Raw genomic sequence first — 13,854 nt, forward strand, 5'->3', positions numbered from 1 at the left:
AAATTTGTGTGTGGGGGAAAGCATGGATTCGTTAAAAGGGCGAGATTTATTAAGTCTGGCAGATTTAAGCATAGATGAATTAAATTATTTGCTGGATCTAGCAGCCAGTTTAAAATCGGGAATGGTCAAGCTGAAACGCAATAAAGTTCTCGGCTTGTTATTTTCTAAAGCTTCAACGCGAACGCGGGTAAGTTTTACGGTGGCAATGTATAAATTGGGAGGGCAAGTGATTGACCTTAATCCCAACGTTACACAAGTCAGCCGCGGTGAACCTTTGGTAGATACAGCCAGGGTTTTAGACAGATATTTAGACATTTTGGCGATTCGGACTTTCGAGCAAAAGGACTTAGCAACTTTTGCCAATTATGCCAAAATCCCTGTGATTAATGCGCTGACAGATGACGAACACCCATGTCAAGTGCTGGCGGATTTAATGACAGTAAAAGAGTGTTTTGGCAAGCTAGAAGGATTGACCATGACTTATTTGGGCGATGGCAATAATATGGCAAATTCGCTGATGTTGGGCTGTGCAATGACGGGAATGAATGTCAGAATTGCTTGCCCTCAAGATTTCCAGCCGAATGCTGAGATAGTCGAAAAAGCTAAGAATATTGCTAATGGAAAAACAGAAGTTACTGTGACGACGGACGCAGAAGCTGCTGTGAAGAATGCTCAAGTCATTTATACTGATGTTTGGGCGAGTATGGGACAGGAAGAGGAAGCAAAAATCAGGATTCCTTTGTTTAAGCCATATCAGGTAAATGAACAATTGCTGAAGTTAGCAGATAAGAATGCAATTGTATTGCACTGTTTGCCCGCACACCGAGATGAAGAGATTACGGATGACGTGATTGAGGGCAGTCAATCGCGCGTTTGGGATCAAGCAGAAAATCGGATGCACGCTCAGCAAGCTTTGCTGGCTAGTATTCTGGAAAGCGATTAGGAATTAGCTAAAAATTAGTCTTTCAAGCGGTTTTTAATAGTCCCTTTAGGGTGGGCTAGGAGCAACGGCCCACAAGAAAGTTTAATTTTTGTGGAACGGGCATCTTGCCCGTTCTTAATGGGTTTTCAATTCGATAGAATAGGTGGCAACATTGCCTAAGTTTCGATATTGAAAGCGGGAAATTCGATCGGTGAAATGCTCGCAGTTTCCCCAAGAATTACTTCGCTTTGATACCCCTCAACTGCGGGTTCTCGAAAAACGTGCAATTGTCGATCGCCCACATTTAATACCCAATAATCGGCAATTCCCGATCGCGCGTAGATGTTGTCCTTAATTTCGCGATCGTAAGCTAAGCTGCTGTCTGCTACATCAATAATTAAATATACTTCTGATGGAGTCGGATGGTGAGTGGCGCAGTCAAACGGATCGATAATAACTACAGCGATATCCGGTTCTGGTTCGGAATTGTCATCGAGGGCGATCGGATATTGAGTACAGACAGCAGCCTGGTCTGGTTTTCGAGAATTTAGCGCAACAGTGTCGCCGTGCGTCTAGTAGCACAAGTATGAGCAGTTCCTTTCGCACTCATTTTGATAATATTTCCTAAAATTAATTCACCTCGCTCCTCTGGGTGAAAAAATCCCATCTCTCCCAGCATCTGATATTTTTTAACTGTCCATTTGTGGATCGTAAAAGGGGCTTCTGTTATCAGCCTAGTTTCACCAAAAATATCGCAATTCCATCCAGGATAATTTGATTGTAGCTGAGGTAAAGTATGCAGCGGTAATCAGATCAGGATTGTGCAGCCTCTCTCTGCGATCTCTGCGCCCTCTGCGGTTAATAAAAAAACAATAAAGTGATTCAGGTTTCGATCGCAGAATGGGCATAAATTGCCAACTGCGATCGATTTCGCAAGTTTAACCGATTCAGTAAATGAGTGACATGAGTCTTCACTGTTCCCTCAGAAATAAACAACTGCTGGGCAATATCTCGGTTGGCTAAACCTTTACCAATCAACCGCAATACCTCTTGTTCGCGCGGGGTTAATTGTGCCACTGCAGGGAGTTGTGAGAGTTGAGTAGTAGGTGTTGGAGTCGTAGGTGCTGCACAAAATCCTGTTATTAGCTTATCCATTAAACCAGGAGCCAGTTGAGTATAACCCGATTGCACCAAACGAATTGCTTGTGCTAACTCTTCCGATGGCATATCTTTCAACAAATAGCCCTTGGCTCCGGCTCGCATCGCATCAACAATATATCCATCGTCATCAAAAGTAGTTAAAACCAAGACACTCGTGTTGGGAAATGACTGACAGATCAGGCGAGTTGCTTCTCTACCATCCATCACGGGCATTTTTAAATCCATTAATACAACATCGGGTTGGAGAGCTTCGACTTGCTCTATGGCAGCTTTACCGTTGTGGGCAATTCCAATCACTTCTAAATCTGATTCTAGGCTTAACATAGCCTTGAGTCCTTGGCAGATAAGCTGCTGATCGTCAACTAACAACAGACGAATCATGGGATATTCCTAAAATGTATTATCCCATGATAGTTCTTAATTACACAGACAAAGAAAAAACGCCAAAAGAGGTTACGTTAATTTTACACTTTGTTACATCAAGTAATTTATTTTCGCCTACCTACTTAACGGCAGGCTAACATCGATTCTACACCCCGCTCCGGGTGATGTTTCCAGGTGAAACTCTCCGTTGAGAGAAGCAATTCGCTCTTGCATCCCTCGCAATCCAAACCCGCCAGTACCACTTTCTAATTGGAACCCCCGCCCGTTATCTTCAAGAGTCAAAAGCACTCGATCGCACGTTGTTTGCAATTGCAGGCGAACCTCGGTAGCTTGGGCGTATTTGCAAATGTTGGTCAACGCTTCTTGCACGATGCGATATAGCGTTTTGACAACTTGAGGTGGTAACACAACTTCCACGCAAATGCTGCTGGTAACAGTGACACCCGTACTCTGGCGAAAGTCTTCCATCAGCGAGGCAATCCCCTGTTCCAAGGGTTCTTCTGCCTCTGCGTCTGCCCTTAGCGCATTTACCGATTGTCGAACTTCTTTCATCGCCACCTTACCGAGTCGCTGGGCTTGTTCCAAAAACGGTTGTGCCTCTATTGGGTCATGTTGCCAGAGTTTCATGGCGGTTTGCAGTTGAATGTTGAGCGAAGTCAAGGCGTGACCCAGGGAATCGTGAATCTCTCTTGCAATGCGATTGCGTTCCTGAACCGCTGCTAAATCTTCTATTTGCAGGGCATATTCCCGTAGCTGTGCGTGGGCTTGCGATAGTTGTTCCTGGGTTCTGCGTTCTGCTAGTAAGGTACTGACCAACTGCGACACGAAAAATAGCCCCAATCCAAACATCAACAATTCTGCCGTCTGGTGCATCCAAATTTGCTGTTGCTCGACATTAGGCAACATTAGGGGTATCACTCTTTGAAGATACTGAACTTGATGAAACATATACATTACCAGCGACAGACCTGCCACAATCCATCGACCGGGGGATTCAAATAAAAAACAACTGCGAATTAAGACGATTAAATACAGCGTCGGTAGGATATGGAGATATCCCAAGGTAGTTCCGTAGAAGATCAGACCCATTTCGATCGCCGTATAGAGATAGCGAAACGAAGTTTTGCCCGCAGGTAAGATCCATCCCATCAAGCCCAGGGAGATCAGGATCAGAATGTGCTGTACGGGAAGACTTTGACGCTGCCACGCTTCGATGGCGGCCATCACTCCACAACTGCCTAACATGATCCATTCGGTGTACAGCAGAAAGCGAAATGGTTGAGGTTGGGTTTTTAGTAGGGATGCGATCGCAGTCATGGCAGGGGCTTCCAGTAGTTCTGGCTCTCAAATATTCCCCAAAAATACTGCAAGTCAGAGTGAATGTCGATAAAACTCGGCAATTTTCTAACTTTCGCTGATGCCACCCCTCGGAACTATGACTAAAGTTATAGCCGATCGGGATAGGAAGCGCGAACATCGGATTCGGCAGTGATGGGCGATCACAACTTTTGGCAGATGAGGGGGCGATCGAAAATATCTATTTCGTTGATGTCAGAATCGAGACGTTTTTCAGATGTGTTGAACTCGGTTGAGTTCCTAAGATTGTGACATAGCAAACCAAAGCAAACAGTTTTGATTTTGCTGAATACTTCACTTAATATTTAGGAGCAACGAACATGGCTGTAATTAATGGAACCAACGGCAACGACAATCTGAACGGTACTGCTGCGAGCGATACCTTGCGGGGATTAGACGGAAACGATAATCTGTTTGGCGGTTTTTTTGGGGACGATCTTCTGGATGGTGGAAACGGAAACGATACAGCGACCTATCTGGGATTTGGCAATAACATAAATGCTTCATTAGAGACGAACAAAGCAACTTTTTTTGGAGGTAGCGGGACTTTCATCAGTATTGAAAACTTAATTGGCGGTAACAATCAAGATATCTTAACTGGCAACGGTTTTGACAATCTGATTGATGGTGGCCCTAGCGGTGACGACATCTCGGGCCGGGCGGGGAACGATCGCCTACTTGGTGGAGCCGGATTCGATATTTTAAGAGGAGAATTAGGAAATGATAACCTTCGAGGTGGCGACGATACGGATTTGCTAGAAGGTGGCGATGGGTTTGATTTCCTAGCTGGCGATAAGGGCAACGATACGATGATTGGTGGCAGCGGAGACGACAACTTTCAATGGGTGGATGGCGACGGCAGCGATCTGATTCAAGGCGACAGCGGTCGCGATAACTTGTTATTCAACGGTTCGATCGCGCAAGGGGATAATATTGATCTCACCCAATCGGGCTTGAACATTGTATTGCAGCGCACCAATCTCGTCCCCGTAACCTTAACAACCACAGGCATAGAGAGTTTCAATGCAATTAACGGTGGCGGTGGCGATGATGTGTTAAATGTCCGCAATCTAGGCGCGACAAGCGGTGTCGAATTTATCCAATTCACGGGGGGAGAAGGCAACGATCGCCTGAATACAACTAATGTATCAGCAAACATCAATGCTAGTGGTGGTAACGGAAATGATATTCTCGTAAGCAGTAACGGGAACGACGAGCTATTTGGTAATGGAGGAAGTGACGTTCTTTCCGGGGGTAACGGGAGCGATCGAATTACAGGTGCCGAAAGAGGAGGAGGCAAGGGTGAATTTGATGTGCTAATTGGCGGTGCAGAAGCAGATACTTTTGTGCTCGGAGAGCTCGGGCAAATTAATTATGATGATGGCAACGGCTTGTTAGACAATGCTGCGGACTTTTTCAATGGTAACATTGGCATTGATGGTCTGAGCGATTTTGCCCGCATCTTAGACTTCAGAATCGGTGAGGATGTTATTCAACTGGGTGGGTCGAGCAATAGCTACGTGCTCCGACCCGTCCCTGGTTCCCTGCAAGGAGGGAGTGCAGCTCAAGATGTGGGAATTTTCAAGAACAATGGATTTGCACAGCCCCTTGAGTTGATCGGGATCGTTCAAGATGCACCCTCTGGTCTAAATATCAACAATTCAGCGCAATTTAAATTCAGCTAGTTTTCAGGCGATCGCACTGCTTTAAGTTTGAATCGAGTACGGTGTTGTGTGGCACAAAAAACACACAACACCGTTTGGCGATCGACCCAAACATTGCCCGCAGTTTAATATTGGGGGAATACCAGAAACGCCAGCCGTTGTGGCTTGAAATTTAAGATATTGTCAGCTGGATCGGGCGCTATAAGATAGTTTGCGGTAATAGTTTCAGCCTAACTTGTTTTCATGCTGTCAGCTTAAAGCGTTTTCTGGCAGTCCGGGGTTTAAACCCCTGCCTCATAGCTTAAGGAATGAGAATTAAATAACTTAGAATTTTTATGGTTCTTGTGGGCTCGGCGTCCCGCCCGTCCAGAAAGGGCGGGCTAAGAGTGTCCAACCCCTACTTCCGACAAACTTGTGTAAATTATTTAATTCGCATCCTAAGTCGGTTAAAACCGACTGCAATTATTAGCATTATTATTTAAATGAATGTTATAAATAGATTATTCATGAATTAGTAAGGTACGCCATAAGCACCTTACTAACCCTGGGGTATTTCCGACTAAGCTGACACGCTACAAACTAGCAAAATTTACTTTTGTGACTTCACCTGCGGCAACATTAACTGTTTTTTGAATTTGACTTCCGTCAACTTTCAACTGATAAGTTCCCGGAGAAAGCTCGATCGCCCCAAACCATCCTTTGCCATCGGCGCGCAGTTGACGCACCTTGGCAGCAGCATCGATCAACTGCAATGTCAAGCTCGCACCGTCGCAAGTTTGAGCGCACCGCTGCAAATTTCCGGCGATCGCACCTGTAGTCGGCCGCGACTTCCAAGGCATATCGGGAACGGCTGCTGCTGTCGCCCACACAGGCTGAGTTTCATAGGTTTTGCCCGTCGCAGCATCAACGTATTGACTCGGCTGCGAAAGCGCCGTGTAAAACAAATCGTTGCTTTGGGGAACGTATTTCCAAGGCTGGCGGGGCAAATCTCCGCTGCCGCCCGATCGCAGTTCGACATTCGTGTACACGTTGCTGCTAGCGTAGGAATAGAGCACCGTACCCGCTACGTGATTTCCTGTCGCAGAAGGCGCTTCGGCGCGACGAATCTGGCCTAGGGTATCTTCGATGTAGTTGAGGTAATTGCCGGGGCCGATCGCAATTTGGCGGTTGTACTGGTGGTCTTTGGCGAACTCGATCCAGTGGTCATAAGCGAGTTTTTGCGATCGTTTGTACTCGCGCTGGTAAGTCATCGGCATCGCCATGTCTACGATCCCTTCTTCCAGCCAAGCGCGCCAATCTTGCAATACTTCTTTGTAGGGCTGCGTTTGATACCATCCTGCATCGTTTTTCGGGCCGTCTCCCCAGGCGATCGTGGCGGCGGTAATTTTAACGCGCGGTTTGATTGCAAGGCTTTCTACATAAAGCTTCCGCACTAAATTTGTCACCTGATCGCGCCGCCACTGCATCCACGCGGGATCTGTGGGTGCGGGTTTGCCCGATCGACCTGTTTGCTGATTGAAACGGGCGATCGCAGTCGGATTGTAGCCCCAAGTCGGCCCGCCGTAGCGCACATAATCCAACTGTACGCCGTCCACATCGTAGCGCTTCAGCAAATCCAAATAAACAGAAACAGTATAATCTACGGCGTCTGGATGGCCGGGATCGAGATAGCCTTGGGCTTCCCCACCGTAAGTCAGCATTGCCCAATTGTCGCTGCCGGGGGCCGAAGGCCCGTGTTGTTGCCAAACGTGACCGGCAGGTAGTTTGGTGCCCGAAACCACCGGCAGCGTCACCATCCAAGCGTGTACTTCAATGCCTGCGGCGTGGGCTTTGTCAATCAAATCTTGGAGGGGATCGAAACCCGCCGGAACGTTGGGATCGAGGGTGCGGGGTTCGATCGCACTGGTGTAAAAAGCATCGCCACGGCGGCGGACTTGGGCGACGATCGCGTTGGCATTTGCCCGCTGCGCGTCTGCGATCAATTTTGTGACTTCTTGAGGGGTTTTGAAGCCGGGGTTGAAGGCGTCCACCCAGAAGGCGCGAAATTCGGCGGTTTGGGTTTGCGGGGGCATAGTTGCGATCGCGCGGGATGGGAAGTTTGAGAACCAACCAGGAGTCAGCAGAAAACTAATTGTTAAGCCAATCAGGAACAAGCTTGACAAAAAGAATGTTTTGGTATTTCGCATCAGAAATGTGTGAGAGAGCGTTTAACAGTCCTTTACGGACTTTTAGTTTGAGCGTCCGCTTGACATTTTCGCACAATGGTACATTAAGTGGGCAAATAAGTAAAATCGGTATTGCAAAACACACGCTTGCAGAAAAAATTGATCGGGCCTGTTAGCAGTTGGTAAACCTAATTAAACGTCAAACGCTATTTTCTGGATACTTTCTTGAACTGTGAAGGATACGGAGAATTTCTACGTTTTCTTCTTTTACTCGATAGATGATGAGATAAGAGGTATTGGAAATGACAAGTTCTCTAGTAGCTTCTACGCGACCAACTCGACCCATAAAAGGAAATTCGGCGAGTTGACCTACGGCACCCTGAATCTTTAAAATTAATTGCCTTGCTGCCTCTGGATCGTCTTTGACAATATATGCGTGAGCCTGTTCTAGATTTCGCAAAGCTTGTCGCAGCCACTTAATTTTCATTAGTCAATTTGGCAAAAACTGCTTGGACTTCATCATCGCTGGTAAAATCTCCCGCGTCTGCCTCGGCAACGCCTTTATTAATCTCATCAAGCAGCCATTGATAGATGTCCAGGTAAGAAGCGATCGCTTCGTTTAAAACATAAGTTAAATCGCGATCTGTGACAGTAGCGATCGCCTTCAGCGCCTCTTTTTTTTCGCTATCAAGGAGAAATGTAAAACTTTCTTGACTCATGGCTGCCCTTTGCTGTTATGGGAAGAGAGTAAACTGGTACTATGATAGCGTATAGATTCCTATTTTGGCGCAAATAAACTGAACTCGCGATCCTCTTCGAGGGCTTCGCTAACGCACTTTTTGAACAAATGATACTACCGCACTTTCAAACCCTAGCCCTGCCGCCTGACAGCAATTTACTCGATCGAGTAGATGGCTGGCGCCAAGAAGCAACCCGAAAGTTGCAGCAAAGCCAGAGAGGAGAAAAAGGACAATTTTTAACACCTTCCTCCGTTGCAACTTTGATGGCGGGAATGTTTGAATTTAACTGTCCCGATATATCGCTTTTAGATGCCGGTGCAGGAATTGGTTCCCTGTTAGCAGCCGTTGTTTGCGAACTTTGCCAGCGCCCAAAAAAACCGCACAGCCTGCACGTTACAGCTTATGAAATTGACCTTATTTTGATTGAATACCTCAAGCAAACTTTAGAATTGTGCAGTATAGAATGTCAGCGTTTTGGGATATCTTTTACCTGTGAGGTCCGCGAAATTGATTTTATTCAAGACAGCGCCGATATGTTGCAGCCCAATCTATTTACACAACCAGTAAAACGGGAATTTACCCATGCAATTATCAATCCTCCCTATGCCAAAATAGACGCTAAATCCCAATCCCGAACCTTGCTGCGTTCTATAGGACTAGAAACCAGCAATCTCTACGCTGGCTTCACAGTTGCTGCTGCTCACCTGCTCAAACCAAACGGTGAATTAGTATCGATTACTCCCCGCAGCTTTTGCAACGGTTTATACTTTCGAGATTTCCGCAAAGTATTCCTTCAAATGATGGCTTTACGCCAAGTACACATCTTTGAATCCCGACAGTTGCCATTTCGCGATGATGCGGTGCTGCAAGAAACTATTATTGTGCGCGCCACCAAACAAATAGAACAGCCAGATACTGTACTAATTACCTCAAGTGGCAGCGCGGACGACGACCTGGTTTTGTCTCACCAACTGCCCTATACCTCCCTAATTAATCCCAATGATTCCGAGCAATTTATTCCGATTTTACCGGATTCTGTCAGCCAGAAAGTAGTCGAGCAAATGGCTCAATTTACTTGCACACTAGAGGAACTAGGCTTAACAGTTTCCACCGGAAAAGTTGTAGATTTTCGTGTTCGCTCTGACTTGCGGCTAAAACCTGAGAACGGTACAGTTCCGCTGATTTATCCCGCCCACTTCTCGGCTGGCGGTGTTGAATATCCCACCGCCACGAGAAAGCATCAAGCTTTAGCTGTCACGGAAAAAACTGCTGCACTCCTCGTACCTAACGAACATTATGTTTTGAGCAAGCGCTTCTCCTCAAAGGAAGAGAAAAAGCGAATTGTTGCAGTTGTCTGGGATGCAAGTAAAATTAATAGTTCTCGCGTGGGTTTTGAGAACCATTTGAATTACTTTCACCAACAGGGACGCGGATTAGACCTCACCCTGGCGCGGGGATTGGCAGTTTATCTAAATTCGAGTTTGGTAGATGAGTTTTTTCGACTGTTCAATGGACATACTCAAGTTAATGCTACGGATTTACGCACTTTGAAGTATCCTAATCGAGAGCAATTACTTTTACTTGGCGCTCAAATAAGAGAAATATTTCCTACACAGCGGGAGATTGATCAACTTGTCGAGACACAACTGCTGAAGGCGACAAATCCGTTAGAAAATAGCCCCATGACAATCAAGAACCGTATTGATGAATCTCTAGAAATACTTGCAGCGCTGGGTTTTCCAAAAGGTCAGCTTAACGAACGTTCCGCCTTAACCCTTCTGGCTTTGCTTGACCTCAAGCCAAAGGATGCTTGGGAATTGGCAAAATCTCCACTTCGGGGAATCACACCAATTATGGAATTTATGGAGCAGCAATACGGTAAAAAGTATGCGCCAAATACGCGGGAAACGGTGCGTCGCCAAACGGTGCATCAGTTTCTAGATGCAGGTTTAATTGTTGTTAATCCTGACAGTGCCGAACGTCCGGTGAATAGTTCAAAAACTGCATATCAGATAGAAGAAAGTGCTTTGGAACTGCTGCGAACTTATGGCAGTTTTGATTGGGACAAGAATGTTCGTGCTTACCTCGTTCATTTTAACGGAGAAAATCTTTTGCAGGCTTATTCAAAAAACAAAAATAGTTTTGAGTCAAAAGGATGCTAAAATTCACTGTTTATATGGCTGCCGCTGGCATCGGAATGACATATACTGTGATGCCAGGGGTTGAATTGACCGGAATTGTCGATCGCACTCAGTAAATCAAATAAGTAACTAGGTAAAATATCTCTGCAATGGAAAAAAAGCATAACGCTGGATTGTGGGTATCAGTATTATACTTCGCTCAAGGTCTCCCTTACACCGTCGTTAATTTAATGTCGGTGATTTTTTTGAAAGGTATGGGAACGAGCAACGAGCTCATAGGATTGACAAGTCTTTTGTCTTTTCCCTGGGTTTTAAAAGGTTTGTGGGGCCCGGTAGTTGATTTGTATTCCACCAAACGCAAATGGATTTTAACAACCGAAATCATTTGTGCTTTTCTGTTTGCTTTCCTAGCTTTTGGTGTATTGACGCCGGCACCGATTATTATATCACTTGTGATCTTTACGGCGATCGCCTTTGTGTCAGCTACTCACGACATCGCCATTGACGGATTTTATTTAAACACTCTAAATAAAGACCAACAAGCACTATTTGTCGGGGTTCGCAACACGGCTTATAGAGGTGCTGTCATTGCCGGTAGCGGTTTATTGGTTTTCTTAGCCGGGAAACTAGCTGAAAACCATTTAGTCACAGGAAATACAGGCGACACCAAAATATATCAAAACATTCCACTGTCACTTTTCGGTTCGGATTTTAGCGTGTCGGCGCTTAACTACGGATGGGCGACAGCCTTTGGCATTTGTGCGATTATGTTTGTGCTGATATATCTCTTTCAGCGGTGGTATCTTCCCTATCCTCGAAATTACGATCTGGAATCCGACACCCCCCAACGAACAACCAGCTTTATCGAAGCCTTTAAAACCTATTTTCAGCAAGATAAAATAGGTTGGATTGTGGCTTACGTCTTGATTTTTCGCTTGGGCGATGCCTTGACGTTTAAAATGGCTCCTCCATTTTTGATGGATAAAATTGAGAAAGGAGGATTAGCAGTTTCTACGTCGGATATGGGCTTATTATCCGGTACTTTAGGGGTAATGTTTCTGTTAATAGGAGGGTTGCTAGGCGGCTATTTAATTGCTAAACAAGGATTGAAAAAATGGATGTGGCCGACGGCTATTCTGCAAAATTCGACTAACGTGCTTTATTGGCTATTGGCTATCAATCAACCGGGGATTGAATGGGCTTATGCTGTAAACTCGATCGAGCAATTTACTTACGGACTTGGCGTAGCTGCCTATACAGTGTTCTTGATGCGGACTGTCCGCCCTGAATACGAAGCATCTCACTATGCAATTACAACTGCTTTTATGGCCGCAGGAGTGCTGATTCCGGGCGTTTTTAGCGGCTACTTGCAGGCGAGTCTCGGTTATCAAAATTATTTTTTGATGAGCGCGCTGGCTGTGATTCCCGGTATGCTGACGATTTTCTTTCTGCCCCTAGAAGATGAGAAAAAATTAGCATCCATGCCCAGGCCTGGACTGGACGATTTCGATTAATATCAAGTGCGATCGCTATAACTATAATATTCGGGCGGGTCGGGTTTACCAATGTCTGCACTACTTTTGGAGATTTCGGTCAACCCCTCCCTACAGGAATATTGATGTTTGTAATCATGGAATGAGTATAAATCAATACGCTTGGGTTAGCGCTTTCAGACGAATTTCATTTCACGCATTTATGAGAGTTCCAGACTTGTGAAAGGAAATCAGATTATTCTTACCCCAAGCGTATTGGAGTATAAATTATGTGCGCTTGCGTTCATAAAATAAGGACACAACAATGTTGTGTCCCTACCGAATATCTGTATTGCCAGCCGCCAACTAAATCGCAATAAAATCACTAGCTGTTAGCGGACTACTTGGAATGCCAGGAATACTGGCAAGAACTTCGCCATTACGGGCCAGTTCAATCGTCGTTATAAAATCGCCTGCAGTAACCCTCACTTGGTTGAAGGTCAAACCTCCGCTCAAACCGATTAAATCTTGACCCTTTTGAAAGTCTACAAGTGTATCTGTACCGGCACCTGCTCCTAACACCAATACGTCGCGTCCAGCGCCACCAATTAAGAGATCCGCACCCATTGCGCCAATGAGTGTATCGTCTCCTTCTCCACCGTTCAAGTTATCATCTCCTTTGCCGCCTAATACCAGGTCGTTGCCGCTGCCACCGCTGATAATATCGTTGCCTTTGTTGCCACTGAGAGTGTCGTTTCCCCCATTGCCAGTGATAATATCGTCCCCTGCAAAACCTGATGCTGTATTGTTGGCATCGTCGCCTACTAAATTATTAATTTGGGAGAGTTCGAGAGCAGTTTTCATAGCCACAACGTTTGCTAAAAATGAGCTTCCCGGAGTGGTTCTTAATTGCTCTAAACTGCTGCGCGATTCCAGCGAGCTTGCCAAGTCGGGCAGTGCAAAGTCTAAGCCAGCTAACAGCTCTAAATAATCTGAATCTAGGAAAGTGAAATCAGGGCGGTTCAACTGGTCTACAGAGATTTCTCTCTGAGTAAAGCCTGGAGGAGGAGAAGTTAACAAACCGCTTTGGGTGTGCTTTTCCAAGACAAGTAGTGGGTTGACAATCGGGTTAGTAAATGTTTGAAGAACTACTTTTCCGGGGAGAAAAGCTTCTCCTCCCAAACTAACAAAATCGCCCTCAACTACGTAGTGAGTTACATTTTTTCCGGGGCCGACTTTCTGCTTGAATGTATTGACTGTACTCTGAGCAACTCCGGGAGAATTGAAGGTGACAACATCTCCGATAGTAGATGTAAATTCGGTGGCGGCTAGTTGCGTTATGGCGCCGCCTAAGCTGTGTCCGAGAAGGTCTGGTGGCAAGCGGCTGGGGTTTTTGGCTGTATCTTGACTGATTTCTGTCAACCAATTTCCTAATGCTTGTTTGTTGGCTTCAAATTGGTTAAAACCGGTGCCGCGCGGGTCTGCGTTGGCAATATCGTCTACGGGCGAGTCGGTGCCGCGAAATACTAAAACGGCCGGTTTGTCTGGGGTGGTGGAAATTAAGCCGATCGCGTGAAATCCAGTTCCGGGATCGTCAAAGGTGCGATCGATTTGGTAGCCAGCAGCACTCAAGCCTGTTTGAACTAAAGTTTGAAACTGGGGCTGGTCATCTATGTAAGCAAGTTGCTTGGCTATAGTTTCGTAAGCGGCGGGGGAGGAGGGCATATTTTTTTATTTCCTGTCGTTTGAGGGGGAATTAGTTTTTAACCTACTTAACTAAGTTTACTATAAACTTCGTTTATTGACCATATTAATTGGTCATTTTTATGGGCTTTTTAGGGGCAAATTG

General features: G+C 45.8%; 11 protein-coding genes. 4 read left to right on the top strand and 7 right to left on the bottom strand.

The window, feature by feature from the left end; genetic code table 11:
* The first annotated feature begins 22 nt into the window (after nt 1–22).
* The gene (gene argF / locus QUA34_RS22375) at nt 23–943 is read left to right on the top strand and encodes an ornithine carbamoyltransferase (protein ID WP_333389267.1); all 921 of its coding nucleotides are present in this window, start codon (nt 23–25) and stop codon (nt 941–943) included.
* Nucleotides 944–1,098: 155 nt separating this feature from the next.
* Here the strand turns inward: argF and QUA34_RS22380 are convergent, their stop codons facing one another.
* From QUA34_RS22380 to QUA34_RS22390, 3 genes are all read right to left on the bottom strand, one after another.
* Entirely contained in the window at nt 1,099–1,425 is a 327-nt protein-coding gene (locus tag QUA34_RS22380; protein WP_333389282.1) for a Uma2 family endonuclease, read from the bottom strand.
* A 379-nt stretch (nt 1,426–1,804) separates the two neighbouring features.
* On the bottom strand, nt 1,805–2,464 hold the full coding sequence (locus tag QUA34_RS22385) for a response regulator transcription factor (RefSeq protein WP_333321580.1): 660 nt from the start codon (nt 2,462–2,464) through the stop codon (nt 1,805–1,807).
* A 117-nt stretch (nt 2,465–2,581) separates the two neighbouring features.
* The gene (locus QUA34_RS22390; protein ID WP_333389268.1) at nt 2,582–3,784 is read right to left on the bottom strand and encodes a sensor histidine kinase; all 1,203 of its coding nucleotides are present in this window, start codon (nt 3,782–3,784) and stop codon (nt 2,582–2,584) included.
* Nucleotides 3,785–4,143: 359 nt separating this feature from the next.
* Between QUA34_RS22390 and QUA34_RS22395 the strand changes: the two genes are divergently transcribed.
* Entirely contained in the window at nt 4,144–5,508 is a 1,365-nt protein-coding gene (locus tag QUA34_RS22395) for a calcium-binding protein (RefSeq protein ID WP_333389269.1), read from the top strand.
* Nucleotides 5,509–6,059: 551 nt separating this feature from the next.
* Here QUA34_RS22395 and QUA34_RS22400 read toward each other — a convergent pair.
* The 3 genes from QUA34_RS22400 to QUA34_RS22410 form a co-directional block, all read right to left on the bottom strand.
* The gene (locus QUA34_RS22400; protein ID WP_333389270.1) at nt 6,060–7,673 is read right to left on the bottom strand and encodes a family 10 glycosylhydrolase; all 1,614 of its coding nucleotides are present in this window, start codon (nt 7,671–7,673) and stop codon (nt 6,060–6,062) included.
* 178 nt (nt 7,674–7,851) lie between these two features.
* Complete coding sequence (locus QUA34_RS22405; RefSeq protein WP_333389271.1) at nt 7,852–8,139, bottom strand: type II toxin-antitoxin system RelE/ParE family toxin; 288 nt, start codon at nt 8,137–8,139, stop codon at nt 7,852–7,854.
* On the bottom strand, nt 8,129–8,371 hold the full coding sequence (locus QUA34_RS22410) for a CopG family transcriptional regulator (protein WP_333389272.1): 243 nt from the start codon (nt 8,369–8,371) through the stop codon (nt 8,129–8,131). The genes QUA34_RS22405 and QUA34_RS22410 overlap by 11 nt, the downstream gene beginning before the upstream one ends.
* 128 nt (nt 8,372–8,499) lie before the next feature.
* Here QUA34_RS22410 and QUA34_RS22415 point away from each other — a divergent pair, with 128 nt between their 5' ends.
* Both QUA34_RS22415 and QUA34_RS22420 read left to right on the top strand, forming a co-directional pair.
* Nucleotides 8,500–10,554 (top strand): Eco57I restriction-modification methylase domain-containing protein, encoded by a 2,055-nt coding sequence (locus QUA34_RS22415; protein WP_333389273.1) that lies wholly within the window; start codon nt 8,500–8,502, stop codon nt 10,552–10,554.
* A 128-nt stretch (nt 10,555–10,682) separates the two neighbouring features.
* Complete coding sequence (locus QUA34_RS22420) at nt 10,683–12,047, top strand: MFS transporter (protein WP_333389274.1); 1,365 nt, start codon at nt 10,683–10,685, stop codon at nt 12,045–12,047.
* Between the two features lie 324 nt (nt 12,048–12,371).
* On the opposite strand, the gene QUA34_RS22425 is transcribed toward QUA34_RS22420, so the two are convergent.
* The gene (locus QUA34_RS22425) at nt 12,372–13,730 is read right to left on the bottom strand and encodes a lipase family protein (RefSeq protein ID WP_333389275.1); all 1,359 of its coding nucleotides are present in this window, start codon (nt 13,728–13,730) and stop codon (nt 12,372–12,374) included.
* Nucleotides 13,731–13,854: the final 124 nt, after the last annotated feature.

The sequence above is a fragment of the Microcoleus sp. POL10_C6 genome (assembly GCF_036701585.1).
Taxonomy (GTDB): domain Bacteria; phylum Cyanobacteriota; class Cyanobacteriia; order Cyanobacteriales; family Microcoleaceae; genus Microcoleus.

Excerpts from the sequence above, each read along its gene's own strand:
- QUA34_RS22415 (WP_333389273.1), top strand. The coding sequence starts at position 8,500 with ATGATACTACCGCACTTTCAAACCCTAGCCCTGCCGCCTGACAGCAAT.
- QUA34_RS22420 (WP_333389274.1), top strand. The coding sequence starts at position 10,683 with ATGGAAAAAAAGCATAACGCTGGATTGTGGGTATCAGTATTATACTTC.
- QUA34_RS22410 (WP_333389272.1), bottom strand. The coding sequence starts at position 8,371 with ATGAGTCAAGAAAGTTTTACATTTCTCCTTGATAGCGAAAAAAAAGAG.
- QUA34_RS22390 (WP_333389268.1), bottom strand. The coding sequence starts at position 3,784 with ATGACTGCGATCGCATCCCTACTAAAAACCCAACCTCAACCATTTCGC.
- QUA34_RS22405 (WP_333389271.1), bottom strand. The coding sequence starts at position 8,139 with ATGAAAATTAAGTGGCTGCGACAAGCTTTGCGAAATCTAGAACAGGCT.
- argF (WP_333389267.1), top strand. The coding sequence starts at position 23 with ATGGATTCGTTAAAAGGGCGAGATTTATTAAGTCTGGCAGATTTAAGC.
- QUA34_RS22395 (WP_333389269.1), top strand. The coding sequence starts at position 4,144 with ATGGCTGTAATTAATGGAACCAACGGCAACGACAATCTGAACGGTACT.
- QUA34_RS22400 (WP_333389270.1), bottom strand. The coding sequence starts at position 7,673 with ATGCGAAATACCAAAACATTCTTTTTGTCAAGCTTGTTCCTGATTGGC.
- QUA34_RS22425 (WP_333389275.1), bottom strand. The coding sequence starts at position 13,730 with ATGCCCTCCTCCCCCGCCGCTTACGAAACTATAGCCAAGCAACTTGCT.
- QUA34_RS22385 (WP_333321580.1), bottom strand. The coding sequence starts at position 2,464 with ATGATTCGTCTGTTGTTAGTTGACGATCAGCAGCTTATCTGCCAAGGA.